The sequence below is a fragment of the Actinosynnema mirum DSM 43827 genome (assembly GCF_000023245.1).
Classification (GTDB): domain Bacteria; phylum Actinomycetota; class Actinomycetes; order Mycobacteriales; family Pseudonocardiaceae; genus Actinosynnema; species Actinosynnema mirum.
On record NC_013093.1, the window covers coordinates 6,859,527 to 6,879,900 of the forward strand.

A 20,374-nucleotide genomic window follows, 5' to 3' on the forward strand; every position below is an offset into this window, starting at 1 on the left:
CGCCCAAGCGGACGGCCGCGGTCGCCAGAGGCGCCCGCGGCCGTCCTGATGACGCGCTCGGTCACTGGTCCGAGGACTCCGGAGCCGAGGTCTCAGCGGTCTCGGCGGCCGGGGCGGCGGCCTTGTCGGCCCCCTCCTCCTCGGACACCAGCACCAGGCTGATCTTGCCGCGCTGGTCGATGTCCGCGATCTCGACGCGGAGCTTGTCGCCGACCTTGACGACGTCCTCGACCTTGCCGATGCGCTTGCCGTTGCCCAGCTTGGAGATGTGGATCAGGCCGTCCTTGCCCGGCAGCAGGGAGACGAACGCGCCGAACGCCGCGGTCTTGACCACGGTGCCCAGGAAGCGCTCGCCGACCTTCGGCAGCTGCGGGTTCGCGATGGCGTTGATCAGGCCGATGGCGGCCTCCGCGGACGGGCCGTCCGCCGCACCGACGTAGATCGTGCCGTCGTCCTCGATGGAGATGTCGGCGCCGGTCTGCTCGGTGATCGAGTTGATCATCTTGCCCTTGGGCCCGATGACCTCGCCGATCTTGTCGGTCGGGATCTTGACCGACGTGACGCGCGGCGCGAACGGGCTCATCTCGTCCGGGACGTCGATGGCCTCGGCCATGACCTCCAGGATCGCCAGGCGCGCGTCGCGGGCCTGGGACAGCGCCGACGCCAGGACCTCGGACGGGATGCCGTCGAGCTTGGTGTCGAGCTGGAGCGCGGTCACGAACTGCTTGGTGCCCGCGACCTTGAAGTCCATGTCGCCGAACGCGTCCTCGGCGCCGAGGATGTCGGTCAGCGCGACGTACTCGGTCTTGCCGTCGACCTCGTCGGAGACCAGGCCCATGGCGATGCCCGACACCGGCGCCTTCAGCGGGACGCCCGCGTTGAGCAGCGACATCGTGGACGCGCAGACCGAGCCCATGGACGTGGAGCCGTTGGACCCCAGCGCCTCGGAGACCTGGCGGATCGCGTACGGGAACTCGTCGCGCTTGGGCAGCACCGGCATCAGCGCCCGCTCCGCCAGCGCGCCGTGGCCGATCTCGCGGCGCTTGGGCGAGCCGACCCGACCGGTCTCACCGGTGGAGTAGGGCGGGAAGTTGTAGTGGTGCAGGTACCGCTTGTGCGTCTCCGGGGAGAGCGAGTCGATCTGCTGCTCCATGCGGAGCATGTTCAGCGTGGTGACGCCCAGGATCTGGGTCTCGCCGCGCTCGAACAGGGCGGAGCCGTGCGTCCTGGGGATGATCGCGACCTCGGCGCCGAGCGACCGGATGTCGGTCAGGCCGCGGCCGTCGATGCGGACCTTGTCGCGCAGGATGCGCTGGCGCACGAGCTTCTTGGTCAGCGAGCGGAACGCGGCGCCGACCTCCTTCTCGCGGCCCTCGAACTGCGCGGCCAGCTTCTCCAGCACCGACGCCTTGACCTCGTCGATGCGACCCTCGCGCTCCTGCTTGCCCGCGATGGTCAGCGCCTGGGCCAGGTCGCTCGCGCCCGCGGCCTCGACGGCCTCGAACGCGTCAGCCTGGTAGGCCGGGAAGGTCGGGAACTCGCCGGTCGCCTTGGCGGCGACCTGCGCGAGCTGGGCCTGCGCCTCGCACAGCACCTTGATGAACGGCTTGGAGGCCTCGAGACCGGCGGCCACGACCTCCTCGGTCGGGGCCTGGGCGCCCTCGCCGATCAGGTCGATGACCTTCTCGGTGGCCTCGGCCTCGACCATCATGATCGCGACGTCGTCGCCCACGACGCGGCCGGCGACGACCATGTCGAAGACGGCGTTCTCCAGCTGCTCGTGGGTCGGGAACGCGACCCACTGGCCCTCGATCAGCGCCACGCGGACGCCGCCGATGGGGCCGGAGAAGGGCAGGCCGGCGAGCTGCGTCGACGCGGACGCGGCGTTGATCGCCACGACGTCGTACAGGTCGGCCGGGTTCAGGCTCATGACCGTGATGACGACCTGGATCTCGTTGCGCAGGCCGTCCACGAAGGACGGGCGCAGCGGGCGGTCGATCAGGCGGCAGGTCAGGATCGCGTCCGTGGACGGACGGCCCTCGCGGCGGAAGAACGAGCCGGGGATGCGACCCGCGGCGTACATGCGCTCCTCGACGTCCACCGTCAGCGGGAAGAAGTCGAAGTGCTCCTTCGGCGCCTTGGAGGCGGTGGTCGCCGAGAGCAGCATGGTCTCGTCGTCCAGGTACGCGACGACGCTGCCTGCGGCCTGGCGGGCCAGGTGACCGGTCTCGAACCGGATGGTGCGGGTGCCGAACCGACCGTTGTCGATCACGGCTGAAGTCTCGTGGACCTCGATGTCCGTCATATGCGAACTCCTCGTCTGCGGGTCGCAGCGCCCTGTGGCGCGGGATCGCGGTTCGGACGAGGCCGGTCTTCGATCGAAGTCCCCTGGTCGCATCCTGCTCCCAGGGGGCCACTACCGAGGACCGGCGAACAGTCGTCCCGTGCGCGTGCGTGCGTCCCCACGTTGTCTACAGCGTGTGTTCTGTTGTCTTGTTCAAACTACGCCGAAGGGGAGTGACCGGCCCGGTCACTCCCCTTCGGCACGCGTCACCTGCGCAGGCCGAGGCGCTGGATCAGCGTCCGGTAGCGCGCGATGTCGGACTTCTTGAGGTAGTCGAGCAGACGGCGGCGACGGCCGACCAGCAGCAGCAGACCACGACGCGAGTGGTGGTCGTGCTTGTGCTTCTTCAGGTGCTCGGTCAGGTCGGCGATGCGCTTGCTCAGCAGCGCGACCTGCGCCTCGGCCGAACCGGTGTCCGTGTCGTGGACGCCGTACTCGGTGAGGATGGTCTTCTTCTGCTCGGTGGTCAGTGCCACTTCGTGGTGCTCCTCAATCGCCTGGAAATCGGTGCCGTGGAGCCCCGGTGAACCGGGGTAGGCGGTACTGGCCGCCACGGACCGCAGCCAGACCCAACGTGATAGGTTACCAGCAGTTGCGGCCACTAAGCCGAAGGCGTGGCCAATTGCACCCGTTCGAGAACGGTGTAGCCCACTCCCAGCTCGCTCCGCACCAGCGCGACCTCGCTCGCGGTCCACTCCGCGCCGGTGAAGTCCAGCCTCGGGAACCGCTTGGCGCGCCGCGACCGCGCGACCGTGACGTGCGCCTGCCAGTCCGGGAGCGCGCCCGCCGCCTTGGCCAGCGGCTCCACCGCGCCCTCGACGCCGATCCACAGCACACCGGGGAAGTGCCCGCACCCGCTGAACCGCACCGACGGGGCGGACATTCCCTCGAACGGGTCAAGCTTGCCCGCCGGGTCCGCCTCGCCGTGGAAGCACAGCGTGATGTGCCACCGCTCGGACGGGGACCAGCGCAGCTCGGGGTAGCCGGGCCGCACCTCGGCCAGCGCCCGCTCCAGCTCCGCCACCGCCTCGGGCGGCGGGAACAGGGCGGTGAACAGCCTCAACGGGCCCGGCCCGCCCTGCGCAGCAGGTCCGCCAGCGCCGGGAAGTCCTCGCCCAGCACGTCGGCCGCCTGGAACAGCTCGCGGCGGTCGGCGATCCGGCGCAGGTACGGCAGCAGCGCCGTCTCGTCGTCGGCCCCGTTGACGGGCAGCGAGTCGCGGCTCACCGTCGGCTTGGAGTCGCGCACCTCGTCCAGCGCCCGCTGGAGCGCCTCGGGCGCGCCGGTGGCCACGTCCGGGGTGAGGACCTTGCGCTCCAGCATGATCATCCGGGCGAGCACGGCCGGGTTGCCGATCTTCGCGCGCCGCCCGCTCATCACCTGGCTGAGCATCGGCGCGCTGATCCCCAGCACCTCGGCGAGCTGAGCCTGGGAGACGTTGAAGGCCACCACCAGCCTGCGCACCCGGTCCCCGAGGGGTTCCCCGTACCACTCCCGCTGCAGAGCGAGGTTGCGCTGGACGATCTTGTGGTCCTCCACGTTCGTTCTCGCCCTCCCGGTACCACCCGATGTCGTGAACGTATCCTGCCAAACCCGCGGCCCGGACGAGGCCGGTTCCGCTGACCTGGTCAGATGTCGATCAGGCGTCCGGGAGCTGGACGCGCGCGTCCGCCACGTCCCGGTGCATCTGCTCGACGAGCGCCTCGACGCCGTCGAACTTCACCATCCCGCGCAGCCGGGCGACGAAGTCGAGCGCCACGGTCTGGCCGTACAGGTCGTCGTCGAAGTCGAGCACGTACGCCTCGACGCGGCGCTCCTTGCCGGAGAACGTGGGGTTGGTGCCCACGGACACCGCCGCGCGCATCGTCGGGTGTCCGTCCCGGACGAACCAGCAGGCGTACACGCCGTCGGCGGGCACCGCGGCGGACTCGGGCAGCGACATGTTCGCGGTGGGGAAGCCGAGGTCGCGACCCCGGCCGTCACCGCGCACCACGACGCCCTCCAGGCGGTGCGGCCTGCCGAGCGCGGTCGCGGCGGCTGCCACGTCGCCCGCGTCGATGCACGCCCTGGTGTAGGTGGAGGAGTAGGTAACCCCGTCGTCGGACAACAGATCCGCTCCCTCGGTCACGAAACCGAACCTCTGCCCCAGCTCCCGCAGCAGTCCGACGTTGCCCGCCGCCCTGCTGCCGAAGGTGAAGTTCCGGCCGACGACGACCGCTGCCACGTGCAGCCGGTCGACGAGGACCTCGTGGACGAACTCGTCGGCGGGCATCCTGGACAGCTCGGGGGTGAAGGGCACGACGCAGAAGACGTCGACGCCCAGCGCCTCCACGAGCTCGGCCCGCCTGCGCAGGTCGGTGAGCTTGGCCGGGTGGCTGCCCGGCCGCACGACCTCGGCCGGGTGCGGGTCGAAGGTCATGACGACCGACGGCACCCCGCGCTCGGCCGCCGTCTCCACCGCACGCCGGATGAGGGCCTGGTGGCCGCGGTGCACGCCGTCGAACGAGCCGACGGTCAGCACGCAGCGCCCCCACCCTCCGGGGATCTGGTCGAGTCCTCGCCACCGCTGCACGGGGTGCAGCCTACGGGCAGCGGTGACGCCCGCCGCGCGCGCTGTCCCCCGTCCGGTGATCACCGGGGGGCGGGGTGGGAGCGGGGGCGGGGGCCGCGGCGGGCGGACGGCGCACGTCAGCGCGGGTGATCATGGTCGGTGGCGGTGGGGCGGGCGGCCGTCGGGCGGCGGGCGCGGTGGCTGCGGGGTGACGCGCGTCATGCCGGGTGGCGCGGGGGCGCGGATCACCCGAGCGGGGTCGCCTGCGCGGGCGGGGGTCGGGCGGGGACCGCCGGGAGCGGGGCTGCGGCAGGCGAAGGGCGCCCAGGGCGGGGGTGCGGCGGACGGGCGGAACCTGGGAGCGGCGGCAGGAACCGCCGGGAGCGGCGCGGGCCGTGGGAAGCGGGGGACGCGGGCCGCTGGAAGCGGCGGCGCGCAGGGCGGGCAACGGTGGCCAGCGGGAGTTGCCGGGAGCGGCAGCGCGCGGGGCCGCCGAAAGCCGGGGATGCGGCGGGCGGGGCCGTCGCAGCGGGCCGAAGGGGCCCCGGAAGCGGGCCGTCCGCCGGTCCACCCTGGACGGTGGGCCGGCGGACGGCCGGGGTTGCGGTTGGGGGTGTGCGGCGGAGGTGGGCGGTCAGCCCGCGGGGGTCAGGACGACGACCGGCTTCGCCAGCGGGCCCTCGTCCTTCGCCAGGGCCACCGCGTGGCCGTCGGGGCCGAACACGCCGTAGGTGCCCTCCACCCCGCCCGCGCGCAGGCGCTGGCCGTGGGACAGGGCGACGACCTCGCTGGGCGTGATCTCGCGGCGCGGGAACGCCGCCGACACCGCGGCGTCCAGGTCCAGGGAGAGGCCGGGCTCGTCGGCGAGCTGCTCCAGGGTCTTGGCCACCCGCAGGTCGAACGGGCCGACCCTGGTGCGGCGCAGCGCCGCCAGGTGGCCGCCGACGCCCAGGTCGACGCCGAGGTCGCGGGCCAGCGCGCGCACGTACGTGCCGGAGGAGCACTCGACCATCACGTCCAGCTCGGTCGCGTCGGCCTCGCGGCGGATCGACAGCACGTCGAACCGGTGCACGGTGACCGGTCGCGGCGGCAGCTCGACCTCCTCGCCCGCGCGGACGCGGGCGTAGGCGCGCTTGCCGTCGACCTTCACGGCGCTGACCGCGCTCGGCACCTGCTGGATGGCGCCGGTGAGCTTGGCGACGCCCGCGCGGATCGCGTCCTCGGGCACGGCGGTGGAGTCCGCCGAGGACAGCACCTCGCCCTCGGCGTCGTCGGTGGTGGTGGAGGCGCCGAGGCGGATCGTGGACAGGTAGGCCTTGCTGTCGAGCGCGAGGTGGCCGAGCAGCTTGGTGGCGCGCTCGACGCCGAGGACGAGCACGCCGGTGGCCATCGGGTCGAGCGTGCCCGCGTGGCCGACCTTGCGGGTGCCGAGGATGCGGCGCACCTTGGCGACCACGTCGTGGGAGGTCATGCCGTCGGGCTTGTCCACGACGACGAGACCGGGCGGAACAGCGGGGCGGGGAGATGCGGGCACGGCGGGACATCCTATTTGCCGCCCGCGCGCCCGCCCCTCCGGAGTGGGGGACGGTCGCCCGGACGGGCGCGATCAGGCCGCGAGGCGCATGTCGAAGCGGCCCCGGCGGATCTGCACGGGCACCTCCTCGCCCCGGTCCTCGGCGGCGAACACGGCGGCGCGGGCCCGGCGCCACCACACGACCGTGCGCCAGGTGCCGAGCACCAGCACGGCCGCCACGGACAGCAGCGCCACCCGGTACGCCTGGGCGGGCGGCAGGAACGACACCACGTCCAGCAGCACGCCGATGACCAGCGCCATGACGGTGATCGCGGCGAACCCGCCGACGTTCGCGACGCCGGTCGCGGTGCTCACCCGGTGCAGCGGGTTGTAGTCCCTGACCAGCGCGAACGCCACGCTCGACGCGGGACCGCCGAGGGCGAGCAGGCCGAACGCGACCGGGAGCAGCGGCTGCGGCAGCACCCCTCCCGGCCAGCCGAGCAGCACCGCCCAGACGCCCACCGCGACGGCCAGGTACCCGCCGACGAGCGGCATCCGCCACTCCGGGCTGCGGGCGATGACCCCGCCGAGCACCGGTCCGGAGACCAGGCCGACCACGACCATCACGCTCAGCACCGCCGACGCGCTCGCCGCGGGCATCCCCTGCGCCTCGACCAGGTACGGGTAGCCCCACAGCAGGCTGAGCAGCATGGGGGTGGACATGGTGGTGAAGTGGACCCAGAAGCCGAGCCTGGTGCCGGGCACGTGCCAGGCCTCGGCGACCTTGCGGCCCACCACGCTCAGCCGCACCCGCTCGGGCTCCGGCTGCACGACGCCGTCGGGGGTCTCCCGCACCTTCAGCGCCACCACGGCCGCGTAGGCGGCGGTGGCCACGCCCGCGACCAGGAACGTGGTGGTCCAGCCGATGCCGTCGAGCATGAGGGTCAGCGGCACGGTGGCCGCCAGGTTGCCGATCGCGCCGAGCGCGGAGGACAGCGACATCACCACGGTGAACCGGCGCGGCGGGAAGTGCGCGGCGGCCAGCCGCAGCACGCTCACCCAGGTCAAGGCGTCGCCGACGCCGAGCACCGCGCGCGCGGCGAGGCCGAGCGGGTACGAGTGCGCGAGGGCGAACAGGGTCTGCCCCAGGCCCATGACGAGGGCGGCGGCGACCAGCACGCGGCGGGCCCCGAACCGGTCGACCAGCAGGCCGGTGGGGATCTGCATGGCCGCGTACAGGCCGATCTGCAGCACGGTGAACGCGCCGAGCGCGGCGGACCCGACGGCGAACCGCTCCCCCGCCTCCAGGCTGGCGACCCCCAGCGAGGTGCGGTGGAACAGGGCCGCGACGTAGACGATGACGGCGGTGGACCAGATCAGCCACGCTCGGCGCGTGGCGCGATCGACCGGCAAGACCTCACAACTCCTCGGGCGGTGCGGGTGTCGACACTCCTTCCATCGACAACCATTGTTTACCGTTAACAATTCCGGCGGGCAACGCTCGTCACACGGCCGCGCCGGGAACCGCCCACCTGCCGGAGCGGGTCCGCAGCACCACCGCCACCAGGCGCAGCGCCATGAACGCGGACAGCCCCGTCCAGATCCCCGAGAGGCCCCACCCGAACGCCAGGCTCAGCCAGATCAGCGGCAGGAACCCGGCGGCGGCCGACAGCAGCGTCGCGGTGCGCAGGAACGCCGCGTCGCCCGCGCCCAGCAGCACCCCGTCGAGCGCGAACACCACCCCGGCGATCGGCTGGAGCGCCACGAAGAACCACCAGGCGTTCGGGATCTCCCCCAGCACGCCCGCGTCCCCGGTGAACAGGCCGGGGATCACCCCGGAGAGCGCGGCGAACAGCACCCCGAGGCACGAGCCGAACACCAGCCCGTACCCGGTGACCTGCCGCGCGAAGCCCTTCGCGTCCTCGCGCCGGTCCGCGCCGAGGAACGCGCCCACGATCGACTGGGCGGCGATGGCCAGCGAGTCCAGCACGAGCGCCAGGAACGTCCACAGCTGGAGCACCACCTGGTGCGCGCCGACGGCGGCGACCGAGGTGCGGGCGGCCACCGACGCCGCGGACAGGAAGCACGCCTGGAACGCCAGGCTGCGCAGCACCAGGTCGCGGCCCATGCCGAGCTGGGCGCGCATCAGCGCGGGCACAGGCCGCAGCGGCACCCGCTCCACCACCAGCGCGCGCAGGAACAGCCCGGCGGACAGCAGCTGGGCGACCACGTTCGCCACCGCCGAGCCCTCAAGTCCCCACCCGGCGGTGTGCACCAGCAGCGGGCACAGCACCGCCGACACCGCGTTGCCGAACAGCACGTACCGCAGCGGGCGGCGGGTGTCCTGGACCCCGCGCATCCAGCCGTTGCCCGCCATCGTCACGAGCACCATCGGCGCGCCGAACAGGGCGATCCGCAGCCACGACACCGCCTCGGCCGCGACGACCTCGTCGCCGACCAGCAGGCGCGTGGCGGGCCCGGCGAGCAGCTGCCCCAGCACGATCACCAGCGCGCCCACGGCCAGCGCCAGCCAGGTCGCCTGCACGCCCTCGGCCACCGCCTCCGCGCGGCGACCGGCGCCGAACAGCCGGGCGGTGCGCGCGGTGGTGCCGTAGGACAGGAACGTCAGCTGCGTGGCGACCTGGGTGAACAGCACGCCGCCCAGCGCCAGGCCCGCCAGGGGCAGCGCGCCGAGGTGGCCGACGACGGCCGTGTCCACCAGCACGTAGAGCGGCTCGGCCGCCAGCACCACCAGCGCGGGCGCGGCGAGCCCGACGACCCTGCGCGCTGGAACCCGTTCGACCACCACTGCACCCCCATGCTCGACCGGGATCAGCCAAGCACAGGGGTGAGCGGATTCCGGACGGTCCTTACCTGCGCCCGGCGCAGGGCCTCACCGGCGCAGGTCGCGCGGTTCGCCCGCCGCGGCCACGACGGTCCCCAGCGCCTGCCGGAGGCGCTCCAGGACCTCCTCGGCGGTCCCGGCGGCGGTGAACCCGGCGGCCAGCCGGTGCCCGCCCCCGCCGAGCAGCTGCGCGACCTCGCGCACGTCCACCCGGCTCACCGCGCGCAGCGACCCCGACCAGCGGTCCGGCCGCAGCTCCTTGAGCACGGCGGCGACCTCGGCCTCGGTGGTGGTGCGCACCAGGTCCACGACGCTCTCGACCTCCTCGGAGCGCAGCCCGGCCGCGTCCTCCAGGGTCACCACGGCGTGCACCAGGCCCAGCCCACCGGCGGCCGACGGCTCCAGCCGGGCGCGCCCGAGGACCCCGGCGAGCATCGCCAGGTAGCCGAAGGGGTGCGAGTCCATCAGGGAGCGGGCGAGCGCCTCGCCGTCCACACCGGCCGCGATCAGGCGCGCGGCCACCAGGTGGGTGGACTCGGTGGCGTGCCGGAACGAGCGGGTGTCGGTGACCAGGCCCGCGTAGACGCAGCGGGCCACCGGCTCGTCCAGCTCCACGCCCAGCTCGTCGAGCACGCGCAGGACCACGACGGCGGTGGCCTCGGCGCGGTCGTCGACGATGTTGATCGTGCCGTAGCCGGGGTTGGACACGTGGTGGTCGATGACCACGACGTGCTCGGCGGTGGCGATCCGGCCGCCGAGGTGGCCGAGCCTGCCGACGCTGCCGCTGTCCAGGGCCACGAGCACCTCGGGGCGCTCGGGCACCTGCGACGGCGGCACCAGCAGACCGGCCACGTCCAGCCCGGCCAGCGAGCGGGGCACCTCGGCGGGTTCGGAGAAGGACACCCGAACGGTCGCGCCACGCCGGTGCAGCGCCAGGCCGAGGGCCAGGGCGCTGCCCAGCGCGTCGGCGTCCGGGTTCACGTGCCCGAGCAGCGTGACGTCTCGGGCCCGCTCCAGCACGCGTGCGGCTGCGGCGACGGCCGCGTTCAGGTCATCCACGACCCGAACGCTAGTCGGACTCCTCCACCTCACGCGCGGCCTTGTACGGATCCGCTTCGCCCGCGGGCTTCGCGTCGGAGGCGATGCGCGCCACCTCGGCGTCCAGCTCGCGGGCCTTGGCCAGCAGTTCGTCCATCTTCCGGGCCTCGTCGGGCACGGTGTCGGTGACGAAGGTCAGGGTCGGCGTGAACCGCACCCCGGTCTGCTGGCCGACCATGCTGCGCAGCACGCCCTTGGCCTTCTCCAGGGCAGCCGCGGCGCCCGCGAGGTCGGGCTCGGAGTCGAGCTTCTCGCCCAGCACCGTGTAGTACACCGTCGCGTCGTGCAGGTCGCCGGTCACCTTCGTGTCGGTGATCGTGACCCTGGCCAGCCTGGGGTCCTTGACCTGGTGCTCCAGCGCGGACGCGACGATCTGCGAGATCCGCTTGGCCAGCTTGCGAGCCCGTGCCTGGTCGGCCACGGCGCTCCCTCCTCTTCCGCTACACGTCCTCCGGCCCGACCAGCCTGTGGCGGGCGGAGAGCAGTTCCAGTTCGGGGCGTCCCGCGACGAGCCGCTCGCAGGCGGCGAGGACATCCCTGACATGCTCCGCGTCGGCGGCGACGACCGCCACTCCGATCAGAGCGCGCCGGTGCAGGTCGAGGTGGCCCGCCTCGGAGGCGGACACCTCGAACTTGCGCTTCAGTTCGGCCACGACGGGCCGAACCACCGATCGCTTCTGCTTGAGCGAGTGAACGTCGCCCAGCAGCAGGTCGAGCTCCAGTGCTCCTACGTACAAGTGTCAGACCGCTGTTTATCCACCGCGGCGGGTGCGCTATGGGACTGGCGGAACGGGACACGGGGCCGCCACCAGGGCGGCCCCGTGTCCCGGATCGATCAGGCGCGCGGCTTCTCGCGCATCTCGAACGTCTCGATCACGTCGCCGATCTTGAGATCGCCGTAGTTGCCGAGCGTCAGACCGCACTCGTAGCCCTCGCGGACCTCGGTCGCGTCGTCCTTGAACCGCCGCAGCGAGCTGATCGGCAGGCTCTCCTGGATGACGTTGTTGTCGCGCAGCAGGCGGGCACGGGCGTTGCGGCGGATCTCGCCCGAGAGGACGAGGCAACCGGCGATCGTGCCGACCTTGGAGGACTTGAAGACCTCGCGGACCTCGGCGCGGCCCAGCTGGACCTCTTCGTACTCCGGCTTGAGCATGCCCTTGAGGGCCTGCTCGATCTCGTCGATCGCCTGGTAGATCACCGTGTAGTAGCGGACGTCGACGCCCTCGCGGTTGGCCAGCTCGGTGGCCTTGCCCTCGGCCCGGACGTTGAAGCCCAGGACGATGGCGGAACCGGCGACGGCGAGGTTGATGTCGCCCTCGGTGATGCCACCGACGCCCCGGTGGATGACCCGCAGCTCGACGTCGTCGCCGACCTCGATCTTCATCAGAGCGTCTTCCAGCGCCTCGACGGTACCGGAGTTGTCGCCCTTGATGATCAGCGTGAGCTGGCTGGTCTCCTTCAGCGCGGCGTCCAGGTCCTCCAGGCTGACGCGCTTGCGGCGGGCCGCGTTGAGCGCGTTCCGCGTGCGGGCCTGGCGGCGCTCGGCGATCTGCCGGGCGACCCGGTCCTCCTCGACCACGAGGAAGGTGTCGCCCGCCCTCGGGACCGAGGTCAGACCGATGACCAGCACCGGCCGCGACGGGTACGCCTCGGTGACGTCGTCGCCGTGCTCGTCCACCATGCGGCGGACGCGGCCGTACGCGTCGCCGGCGACGATCGAGTCGCCGACCCGCAGCGTGCCGCGCTGCACCAGCACCGTGGCGACCGGGCCGCGACCGCGGTCCAGGTGCGCCTCGATCGCGACGCCCTGGGCCTCCATGCCGGGGTTGGCACGCAGGTCCAGCGAGGCGTCCGCGGTCAGCAGGATCGCCTCCAGCAGGCCGTCGATGTTGACGCCCTGCTTCGCCGAGATGTCGACGAACATGGTGTCGCCGCCGTACTCCTCGGCGACCAGCCCGTACTCGGTGAGCTGCTGGCGGATCTTGGCGGGGTTGGCCCCCTCCTTGTCGATCTTGTTGACCGCGACCACGATCGGGGCGTTCGCCGCCTGGGCGTGGTTGATCGCCTCGACCGTCTGCGGCATGACGCCGTCGTCCGCCGCCACCACGATGACCGCGATGTCGGTGGAGTTCGCGCCACGGGCACGCATGGCGGTGAACGCCTCGTGACCCGGCGTGTCGATGAAGGTGATGAGCCGGGGGTTGCCCTCCAGCTCGGTCTGCACCTGGTACGCGCCGATGTGCTGCGTGATGCCGCCGGCCTCGCCCTCGGCCACCTTCGTCTTGCGGATGGTGTCGAGGAGGCGGGTCTTGCCGTGGTCGACGTGACCCATGACGGTGACGACCGGGGGCCTGATGGCCAGGTCGTCCTCGCCGCCCGCGTCCTCGCCGTAGGTGATGTCGAACGTCTCGAGCAGCTCGCGGTCCTCCTCCTCGGGGGACACGACCTGCACGACGTAGTTCATCTCGGAGCCGAGCAGCTCCAGGATCTCGTCGGAGACGGACTGCGTCGCGGTGACCATCTCGCCGAGGTGGAACAGCACCTGCACCAGCGAGGCCGGGTTGGCGTTGATCTTGTCGGCGAAGTCGGTCAGCGAGGCGCCACGAGGCAGCCGGATGGTCTCGCCGCTGCCCTTGGGCAGACGGACGCCACCAACCGAAGGCGCCTGCATGTTGTCCATGTACTCCTGGCGCTTCTGGCGCTTGGACTTGCGTCCACGACGCGCAGGACCGCCGGGACGGCCGAACGCGCCTGCCGTGCCGCCACGGCCACCGGGGCCACCGCCACCGGGACGACCGCGGAAGCCACCGCCGCCACCACCGGCCGGGGCGCCACCGCCGCCGCCGGGGCGGAAGCCGCCACCGCCGCCACCGCCACCGGGGCCGCCGCCGCCGGGGCGGAAGCCGCCACCGCCGCCGCCGCCACCGCCGCCGCGGAAGCCGCCGCCACCGCCACCGCCGCCACCGCCGCGGAAGCCACCGCCACCGCCGCCGCCACCGGGGCCGCGACCGCCGCCACCGGGACCGCCGCCGGGACGACCACCGCCGCCGCCACCGGGGCGGGGCGCGGCCGACCGGCCCGGCATCATGCCGGGGTTCGGGCGGGGAGGCATGTTGCCGGGGTTCGGGCGCGGGCCGCCGGAACCGGCGGAACCGCCGGGACGGGGACCGGCCGGACGCGGGCCGCCGGGACGCGGGTCACCGGGCTTGGAGCCGCGGTCGCCGCGCTCGCCGCCACCGGGACCGCCCTGCGGGCGCGGGGCCTGCGGACGGGGGGCGGGGGCGCCGCCGCCGACACCGAACGGGTTGTTGCCCGGACGGGGGCCGCGCGGGCCCTGCGGCTTCGGGGACTGCGGCCTGGGCGGCACCACCGAGGGGTTCTCGGCGGCAGCCGCGGGCTGCTGCTGCTGGGGCTGCTGGCGCGGGCCGGGCCTGGGGCCGGGACGCGGGCCGGACGCCGGGCGCGGACCCTGCTGGCGCTCGGCGGCCGGAGCCGCCGGGGCCTTGGGGGCCTGCGCGGCCGGAGCCGGAGCGGCCTGCGCGGCCGGAGCCGGGGCGACCGGGGTCGCCGCCGGGGCCTGGGGGGCCTGCTCGGCCGCAGCCGGCTTCGCCGGGGTCTGCGGCTTGGGCGCCTGGGGGCGCGGGCCGGGCACGGGGCGCGGACCGGGCTTGCCCATGGGCATGGAGGGACGCGGGGCCTCGGAGCCGCCCTGGGGGGCGGACGGGGCCTGCGGCTTGGGGGCCGAGGGGCGGGCGCCGGAAGACGGCTTCTTGCCCTCGCCCTTGGCGTGCGCGTCGCGCAGTCGTCGCGCCACCGGCGCCTCGACGGTGCTGGACGCGGACTTCACGTACTCGCCCTGACTGGCGAGCGTGGTCATCAGTTCCTTGCTCGTGACACCGAGCTCTTTGGCGAGCTCGTGCACGCGGGCCTTGCCTGCCACTGCACTCCTCTGCTGATGAGGCCGGCGGCAGCCCGTCGACCTCGTCTCAACGTCGCGCGTTCATGTCTTCAGCTTCACGGCTGACTCATGACGGGTCGACCTGCTTCCTTGACTTGCTGCCGGCCGCGAGGCGATCCCGCGGCCGTACTGCCGAACTGCTCCAGGTGTGCGCGAACGCCCTCGGCGTCGAGCTCCCCCGTGACCTTCAAGGCCCTGGGGAACGCTCGGCGCTTCTCGGCGGTGCGGAGGCAGCTGGGATCGGGGTGCAACCACGCCCCCCGCCCCGGCAGTCTCCGACGTGGGTCCGGGGCGAGAGCCCCGGCCACGGCGACCACGCGCAGCAGCTCGGAATACGACGTCCGAGCACGGCATCCTACACATGTGCGGACTGGGCCGTCGTGCTCGTTCACCGGTCCCTGACGTCGAACCACTGGCTAGTCTATCCCCTGATTGTCATTCAGCCGAACCGGATGCCGCGGAGTCCTTCTGGACGGCCTCCGCGTCGCTCCGGATGTCGATCCGCCACCCGGTCAACCGGGCGGCCAGCCGGGCGTTCTGCCCCTCCTTGCCGATGGCGAGGGAGAGCTGGAAGTCGGGCACCACGACGCGGGCCGTCTTGGCCCGCTCGTCGAGCACCCGCACCGAGACGACCTTCGCAGGTGAGAGCGCGTTTCCGACGAAGGTCGCCGGGTCGTCCGAGTGGTCGATGATATCGATCTTCTCGCCCGCGAGCTCGCTCATGACGTTGCGCACGCGGGCGCCCATCGGGCCGATGCAGGCGCCCTTGGCGTTCACGCCGGGGACCGACGTGCGCACCGCGATCTTCGAGCGGTGACCTGCCTCACGCGCCACCGCGGGGATCTCCACGGTGCCGTCCGCGATCTCCGGGACCTCCAGCGCGAAGAGCCTGCGCACGAGGTTCGGGTGGGTGCGGGACAGGGTGATCTGCGGGCCGCGCGCGCTGCGCGACACGCCGACGACGTAGCACTTGATGCGGGCGCCGTGCTTGTACTCCTCGCCGGGCACCTGCTCGGCGGGCGGCAGCACGCCCTCGGTGTCGCCGACCTGCACGACGACCATGCCGCGCGCGTTGGCGCGGGCGTCGCGCTGGACGACGCCGCCGATGATCTCGCCCTCCTTGGCGGAGAACTCGCCGAAGGTGCGCTCGTGCTCGGCGTCGCGCAGGCGCTGCAGGATGACCTGGCGCGCCGTGGTCGCGGCGATCCGGCCGAACCCCTCGGGCGTGTCGTCCCACTCCTCGGTGACCACGCCGTCCGGGCCCAGGTCCTGCGCGAGCACGCGCACGGCCCCGGACTTGCGGTCGATCTCCACGCGCGAGTGCGGGTGGTGCCCGTCGGTGTGCTTGTACGCGGTCAGAAGCGCGGTCTCGATGGCTTCCAGAACGGTGTCGAAGGGGATGTCCTTGTCCCGCTCGATCGCCCTGAGAGCGGCGATGTCGACGTTCACTCCGACTCCTCCTTCGAACCCCGGTCGCCCAGGAGCGCGAGCTCCTCGACCGGGGGTTGCTTGAACTCGACCTCTACGACGGCTCGCTCGATCGCGCTGTACTCGACGCGGCGCAGCTCGCCCTTCACCAGGAGCACGACACCGGTGTCGTCGCAGTCGCCGACGCGGCCGAACCACTCGACCTGCTCGGGCTGCTTGACCTTGACCAGCCGCAGCCTGGCGCGCAGCCAGTGGCGGGGCCGGGTGAGGGGGCGGTCGGCGCCGGGGGAGGTGACCTCAAGCGTGTAAGGACCCGCGATGAGGTGCTCGTTGGCGTCGAGCGCGGCGGACACGGCGCGGCTGGCCTGGGCCACCTCGTCGAGCCCGATGCCCTCGTCGCCGTCGACGACGACCTTCACGAGCCTGCGACGCCCAGCCTGGTTCACGTCGAGCAGTTCCAGGTCGTAGCCGATGGCCTCGACCGCCTCCCGCACGACGGGGGTGAGCTGCGCGGCGAGTTCTCCGCGCGGCGGGCTGGACACGTGGTGACTCCCAGTCTTCCGGGTGCAGGTGAGCTGTGAGCACGACAACCCCGGTCGACGCTGCACTCGCCGGCCGTGGTCGCCCAGACTAGCCTGTCCTGGGCCGTCCGCACGCCCCACCGGCGGTGAGCGGTGGTCTGGCAGGATCGGCGGACGTGATCGGACTCAGCAGGCGCGCCGTGCTGCTCGCCGCGGCCTCGGCGCCGCTGGTGGTGGCGTGCACCTCGACCCCGCCCGCCCCGCCGCCCCCCGACCCGCTGGCCGCGCTGGCCGACGCGGCCCTCGAGGACGCCGCGCTCGCCACCGCCGTGGACGCGCAGGAGACCGCCGCCGCGCGGACCGAGCACGCCGCCCGGTTGCGCGCCGAGGTGGAGCGGGCGACACCGAGCACGCCCTCGTCGTCGGCTGCGCCGTCGACCACCTCGTCCGCGCCGCAGGCCCCTGCCGGCGCGACCAGGGAGCAGTTGGCCGCCGCGCTGCAGGCGGCCCAGAAGCAGGCCGCGGACCTGCTGCCGTCGCTGCCCGCGCACCGCGCCGGGCTGGTCGGCGCGGTCGCCGCGGGGTGCGCGAGCTTGGTGGAGGCGTTGGGGTGAGCGACCAGGCGAGCGCGGACGCGGTGCAGGTGGGGCTGGGTGCGGAGCACGCGGCGGTGTGGACGTACGGGCTGGTGAGCGCGTTCCTGCCGAAGGCGCAGGAGGCGGTGGTGGCCGAGGGCGCGAACGCGCACCGGGCGCGCCGGGACACCACCGAGCGGTGGTTGCGGGACGCGGGGCAGCAGCCGAAGCCCGCCGCGGCGGCGTACCTGCCGCCGGAGGGCGTGCAGGACGCGGCGTCGTCGATCGCGGCTCTGGTGGCGGTGGAGGCGGACTGCTGCGCGGCGTGGCGCGGGGTGCTGGAGCGCACCGACGACAACGCGCTGCGGACGACGGCGCTGACGGCGCTGACCGAGTCGGCGGTGCGGGGCACGCGCTGGCGGCGGGCGGCCGGGTTGACGCCGGTGTCGATCGCGCTGCCGGGCGTCCCCGAGTAGGGCGAGGCCGGAGCGGGCGAGGCGGGAGGGGGCGGGTCGGCGCGGAGCCGGTCCGCCCCCCTTTTTCTCGCGCTCCGGGGACTCGCGGGAGGTCGTTCGCGCGGGCCCGGCGCGTGGCGGAGACCACCCCGGTCCGTGGGACCGGCTCCCGACGAGTGGGACGCCGGGCCTCGGGCGAGGCCCGGCGCGGTCGGTCAGCCCAGGCCCGCGGCCAGCCGGAGGGCGTCCGCAGAGATCCGGCGCATCAGGTCGGTGTGCCCGGCCCCGGTGTTGTCGGCCTTCGCGGTGTCCGACTCGACGATGACCACGTCCCGGTCGCTCAGCGTGGAGGCGTAGCCGCCGCCACCGAGCGTGGTGATGCCGTCGACCTTGACCGCGCCGTCCTTGACCAGGTCGTTGACGTTGCCGGTGCCGTCCCGGTTGGTCAGCTCCATCAGGGCGGTGGCGTCCGCGGCGCTCTTCATCCGGACCACGGCCACCGAGGTGTGGACCTTCGCCCCGCCCGCGGCGGCGGTCGTGGTGTAGAGCGCCCTGATCAGCTCCTCGCACGGGGTCTTCGTGAAGAAGTCCTTGGCCTGGCCGTAGGCGTGCGAGGCGCACTCGGCGTCCCGGCGCGGGGCCGGGGCCTGGGTGGACGGGGTGAACTCGAACTCGCCCGCGGGCACCTGGGAGGCGCTGGACGGGGTCGGCGAGCCGCTGGAGGACTTCGGCCCCTCACCGGACTGGAACATCATCCAGACGAGTCCGGAGACGACCGCGATGCCGACCAGGCCGATGATCCGGACGACCGCCGTGCGCCGCTGGAACGGCACCGCCGACAGGCCGGGCGCGGTGGCCGGGTGGCTGCGGGCCTGCCCTCCCGGCGCGCCGCGCGGCGGTGGGGGCGGCGGGCGGAAGCCCTGGTCGTAGCCGCCGTACGGGGGCGGGCCGCCGGGGTGCGGCGGGCCCTGGTGACCGGGCACCGGCTCGAACGTGAGGGTGCCCGACGGCGTCTGCTGGGGGGTGGGCGGGACGGGCTGGGGCTGCCCCTGGTCCTGCGGCGGGGGCGGCCCCATCGGCGGCCCAGCCGGGACTCGGGGAATCCGCTGGGTCACCTCTCCAGGTGATTCGGGGGGAACCGACACAGCCGACCACGGTAACGGACGCGGTTCAGGCGAGCGCTCTGAGCACGCGGTCGACGTCGTCGCGGGTGCTGTAGAGGTGGAAGGCGAGCCGGACCCGGCCGGCGCGCGTGCTGGCGGCGACCCCGGCCGCGAGCAGCGGTTCCGGGGGCACGTCCAGGGAGACGATGGCGGACCCCGCGGGTGGCAGGCCGAGCCCGGCGCGCAGCCCGTCGGCGAGCCCGGTGGTGTGGGCGTGCACGGCGGCGCGGTCGAGCGAGGCGAACCAGGGCAGCGCGACCGCGGCGCCGACGTGGGCGTGCCAGACCGGGGACAGGTCGAGGCGGCGGGCGTCGGCGGCCAGGCGCAGCGGCAGGTCGTAGACGGTGGTCCACGGGTCGTCGCCCGCGTACCAGTTGGCGACCAGCGGCGCGGTCCTGGCCAGCGCGGCCTCGGAGCAGGCCAGCCAGGCGGTGCCGCGCGGGCTGAGCAGCCACTTGTAGCCGGTGCCGACCACCCAGTCGGCCCAGTCCAGCTCCAGCGGCAGCCAGCCCGCGGCCTGGGTGGCGTCGAGCAGGACCGGGACGCCGGCGGCGCGCAGCGCGGCGAGGTCGGCGAGGCGGCCGTCGGCGGACTGGACGACGCTGACGGCAACCAGGTCGTGGTCGGCGGCGCGGGCGGGGAGGTCGTCCAGCGGGACCTCGGTGACGGTGTGGCCGCGCGCGGCGAACGGGAAGGTGAGGCTGGTGAAGTCGCCCTTCGCGACCAGGACGCGGGCGCCCTCGGGCAGGCTCGCGGCGACCAGGGCGACGAGCTGGGAGACGGTGGCGCCGATGGCGACGCGCTCGGCGGGCGCGCCGACGATCCGGCCGAACGCGGCGCGCGCGACGGCGACGGGCTCGTCGAACACCGGAGGGGCGTCGGCGCCGCGCGCCCAGCGGGCGACGGCTTCGGAGACCGCGCGGGCGGTGCTGGTCGACGGGACGCCGACGCTGGCGGTGTTGAGGTAGCCGGGTGGGACGTCGAAGGTCTCGCCGAACGCGGTCCGCATGGGGTCATCAGACCGGACGTCCCGCCGGTCGTCCACCTCCTGCGCGGCCGGTTCACCCGCCGCGCCGCCCGTCCGCCGTCCGCGCCGCCCCTCCCCCGGCCTCAGCGCAGGGTGACCACGTTCCCGGTCACGAGCTTGGCCTCCTCGGAGCACAGGAACGCCACGACGTCGGCGACCTCGTGGGGCTCGGCGATCCGGGTGGAGGCGCGGACGGCGTCGTTGACCCAGCCGGTGTCGGTGGCGGGCGGCTTGACGCAGTTGGCGGTGACGCCGTGCGGGGCGAGCTCGACGGCGGCGGCCATCGTGTAGTTGTCCAGCGCCGCCTTGGCCGCGCCGTAGGTGACCTCGCTGGGGAACCCGCCGGGTCCGCCGGAGGTCAGGCCGACGATCCGGCCCCAGTCGGCGCCGCGCGCCAGGTGCCTGCGGGCGAACTCGGCGATCAGCAGCGCGCCGGCGCGGGCGTCCACGGCGAACTGGGCGTCGAAGGTCTCGGCGGAGACGGGGGCCGTCGTGCGGCCGAACTGGTCGAGCCCGGCGGCGAGGAACGTGTCCTGCACCCAGGCGGAGGCGTTGTTGACCAGGACGTCGACCGGGCCCAGCTCTCGCTCGGCGGTGTCGAACAGGCGGGCGGGGGCCTGCGGGTCGGCGAGGTCGGCCTCGACGGCGAGCACCCGGCCGCCCGCCGCCTCGATCGCGCGGACCACCGCGGTGGCGTCGGACCCCCGGTCGGCGGCGTACCGGTCGGGGAGGCTGGGGTCGGGGAGCGGGGTGAACCTGAAGTAGGCGGCGAGGACCTGGACGCCCCGCGCGGCGAGCGCGGTGGCGATGGCGGCCCCGATGCCCTGGTTGGCCCCGGTGACGATCGCGGTGTGCGGCACGTTCTCGATCATTCGACCGCCGATCGGCGGTGTCGA

Annotated in this window: 20 protein-coding genes; 2 read left to right on the top strand and 18 right to left on the bottom strand. The window is 73.8% G+C overall.

Features of this window, described 5'->3' with window-relative positions:
- Positions 1-61: 61 nt before the first annotated feature.
- From AMIR_RS28855 to rimP, 15 genes are all read right to left on the bottom strand, one after another.
- Positions 62-2,305, bottom strand: a complete 2,244-nt coding sequence (locus AMIR_RS28855) for a polyribonucleotide nucleotidyltransferase (protein ID WP_015804519.1) — start codon at positions 2,303-2,305, stop codon at positions 62-64.
- A gap of 245 nt (positions 2,306-2,550) precedes the next feature.
- Positions 2,551-2,820 (bottom strand): 30S ribosomal protein S15, encoded by a 270-nt coding sequence (gene rpsO, locus AMIR_RS28860; RefSeq protein ID WP_015804520.1) that lies wholly within the window; start codon positions 2,818-2,820, stop codon positions 2,551-2,553.
- Positions 2,821-2,945: 125 nt separating this feature from the next.
- Positions 2,946-3,407, bottom strand: a complete 462-nt coding sequence (locus AMIR_RS28865; protein ID WP_015804521.1) for a 2'-5' RNA ligase family protein — start codon at positions 3,405-3,407, stop codon at positions 2,946-2,948.
- The gene (locus tag AMIR_RS28870; RefSeq protein WP_015804522.1) at positions 3,404-3,883 is read right to left on the bottom strand and encodes a helix-turn-helix domain-containing protein; all 480 of its coding nucleotides are present in this window, start codon (positions 3,881-3,883) and stop codon (positions 3,404-3,406) included. Before AMIR_RS28870 ends, AMIR_RS28865 begins: the two co-directional genes overlap by 4 nt.
- A 100-nt stretch (positions 3,884-3,983) precedes the next feature.
- The gene (locus AMIR_RS28875) at positions 3,984-4,916 is read right to left on the bottom strand and encodes a bifunctional riboflavin kinase/FAD synthetase (RefSeq protein ID WP_015804523.1); all 933 of its coding nucleotides are present in this window, start codon (positions 4,914-4,916) and stop codon (positions 3,984-3,986) included.
- Positions 4,917-5,529: 613 nt separating this feature from the next.
- Complete coding sequence (gene truB / locus AMIR_RS28880) at positions 5,530-6,366, bottom strand: tRNA pseudouridine(55) synthase TruB (RefSeq protein WP_118948506.1); 837 nt, start codon at positions 6,364-6,366, stop codon at positions 5,530-5,532.
- Between the two features lie 135 nt (positions 6,367-6,501).
- On the bottom strand, positions 6,502-7,821 hold the full coding sequence (locus tag AMIR_RS28885) for an MFS transporter (RefSeq protein WP_015804525.1): 1,320 nt from the start codon (positions 7,819-7,821) through the stop codon (positions 6,502-6,504).
- A gap of 91 nt (positions 7,822-7,912) precedes the next feature.
- The gene (locus tag AMIR_RS28890; protein ID WP_015804526.1) at positions 7,913-9,217 is read right to left on the bottom strand and encodes an MATE family efflux transporter; all 1,305 of its coding nucleotides are present in this window, start codon (positions 9,215-9,217) and stop codon (positions 7,913-7,915) included.
- 84 nt (positions 9,218-9,301) lie between these two features.
- Positions 9,302-10,312, bottom strand: a complete 1,011-nt coding sequence (locus AMIR_RS28895; RefSeq protein ID WP_015804527.1) for a DHH family phosphoesterase — start codon at positions 10,310-10,312, stop codon at positions 9,302-9,304.
- A 10-nt stretch (positions 10,313-10,322) separates the two neighbouring features.
- A complete protein-coding gene (gene rbfA / locus AMIR_RS28900; RefSeq protein WP_015804528.1) occupies positions 10,323-10,772 on the bottom strand; it encodes a 30S ribosome-binding factor RbfA in 450 nt (149 codons plus the stop codon).
- 19 nt (positions 10,773-10,791) lie between these two features.
- Entirely contained in the window at positions 10,792-11,088 is a 297-nt protein-coding gene (locus AMIR_RS28905; RefSeq protein ID WP_015804529.1) for a DUF503 domain-containing protein, read from the bottom strand.
- Positions 11,089-11,186: 98 nt separating this feature from the next.
- A complete protein-coding gene (gene infB, locus AMIR_RS28910; protein WP_015804530.1) occupies positions 11,187-14,291 on the bottom strand; it encodes a translation initiation factor IF-2 in 3,105 nt (1,034 codons plus the stop codon).
- Positions 14,292-14,365: 74 nt separating this feature from the next.
- Complete coding sequence (locus AMIR_RS37845) at positions 14,366-14,722, bottom strand: DUF448 domain-containing protein (RefSeq protein ID WP_187313455.1); 357 nt, start codon at positions 14,720-14,722, stop codon at positions 14,366-14,368.
- A 22-nt stretch (positions 14,723-14,744) separates the two neighbouring features.
- A complete protein-coding gene (gene nusA / locus AMIR_RS28915) occupies positions 14,745-15,758 on the bottom strand; it encodes a transcription termination factor NusA (RefSeq protein WP_015804531.1) in 1,014 nt (337 codons plus the stop codon).
- Positions 15,755-16,279 carry a ribosome maturation factor RimP gene (rimP, locus tag AMIR_RS28920; protein WP_015804532.1) on the bottom strand — a complete coding sequence of 175 codons (525 nt, stop codon included), beginning with the start codon at positions 16,277-16,279 and terminating at the stop codon, positions 15,755-15,757. Before rimP ends, nusA begins: the two co-directional genes overlap by 4 nt.
- Positions 16,280-16,434: 155 nt before the next feature.
- Between rimP and AMIR_RS40730 the strand changes: the two genes are divergently transcribed.
- On the top strand, positions 16,435-16,872 hold the full coding sequence (locus AMIR_RS40730; RefSeq protein WP_015804533.1) for a hypothetical protein: 438 nt from the start codon (positions 16,435-16,437) through the stop codon (positions 16,870-16,872).
- The gene (locus AMIR_RS40735; RefSeq protein WP_015804534.1) at positions 16,869-17,309 is read left to right on the top strand and encodes a ferritin-like domain-containing protein; all 441 of its coding nucleotides are present in this window, start codon (positions 16,869-16,871) and stop codon (positions 17,307-17,309) included. The genes AMIR_RS40730 and AMIR_RS40735 overlap by 4 nt, the downstream gene beginning before the upstream one ends.
- Before the next feature lie 194 nt (positions 17,310-17,503).
- Here AMIR_RS40735 and AMIR_RS28935 read toward each other — a convergent pair whose 3' ends face one another.
- From AMIR_RS28935 to AMIR_RS28945, 3 genes are all read right to left on the bottom strand, one after another.
- Positions 17,504-18,271 (bottom strand): hypothetical protein, encoded by a 768-nt coding sequence (locus AMIR_RS28935; RefSeq protein WP_143760943.1) that lies wholly within the window; start codon positions 18,269-18,271, stop codon positions 17,504-17,506.
- A gap of 187 nt (positions 18,272-18,458) precedes the next feature.
- Positions 18,459-19,460, bottom strand: coding sequence for an aminotransferase class V-fold PLP-dependent enzyme (locus AMIR_RS28940; protein WP_015804536.1), 1,002 nt, complete (start codon positions 19,458-19,460; stop codon positions 18,459-18,461).
- A 101-nt stretch (positions 19,461-19,561) separates the two neighbouring features.
- Positions 19,562-20,350, bottom strand: coding sequence for an SDR family oxidoreductase (locus tag AMIR_RS28945; RefSeq protein WP_015804537.1), 789 nt, complete (start codon positions 20,348-20,350; stop codon positions 19,562-19,564).
- Positions 20,351-20,374: the final 24 nt, after the last annotated feature.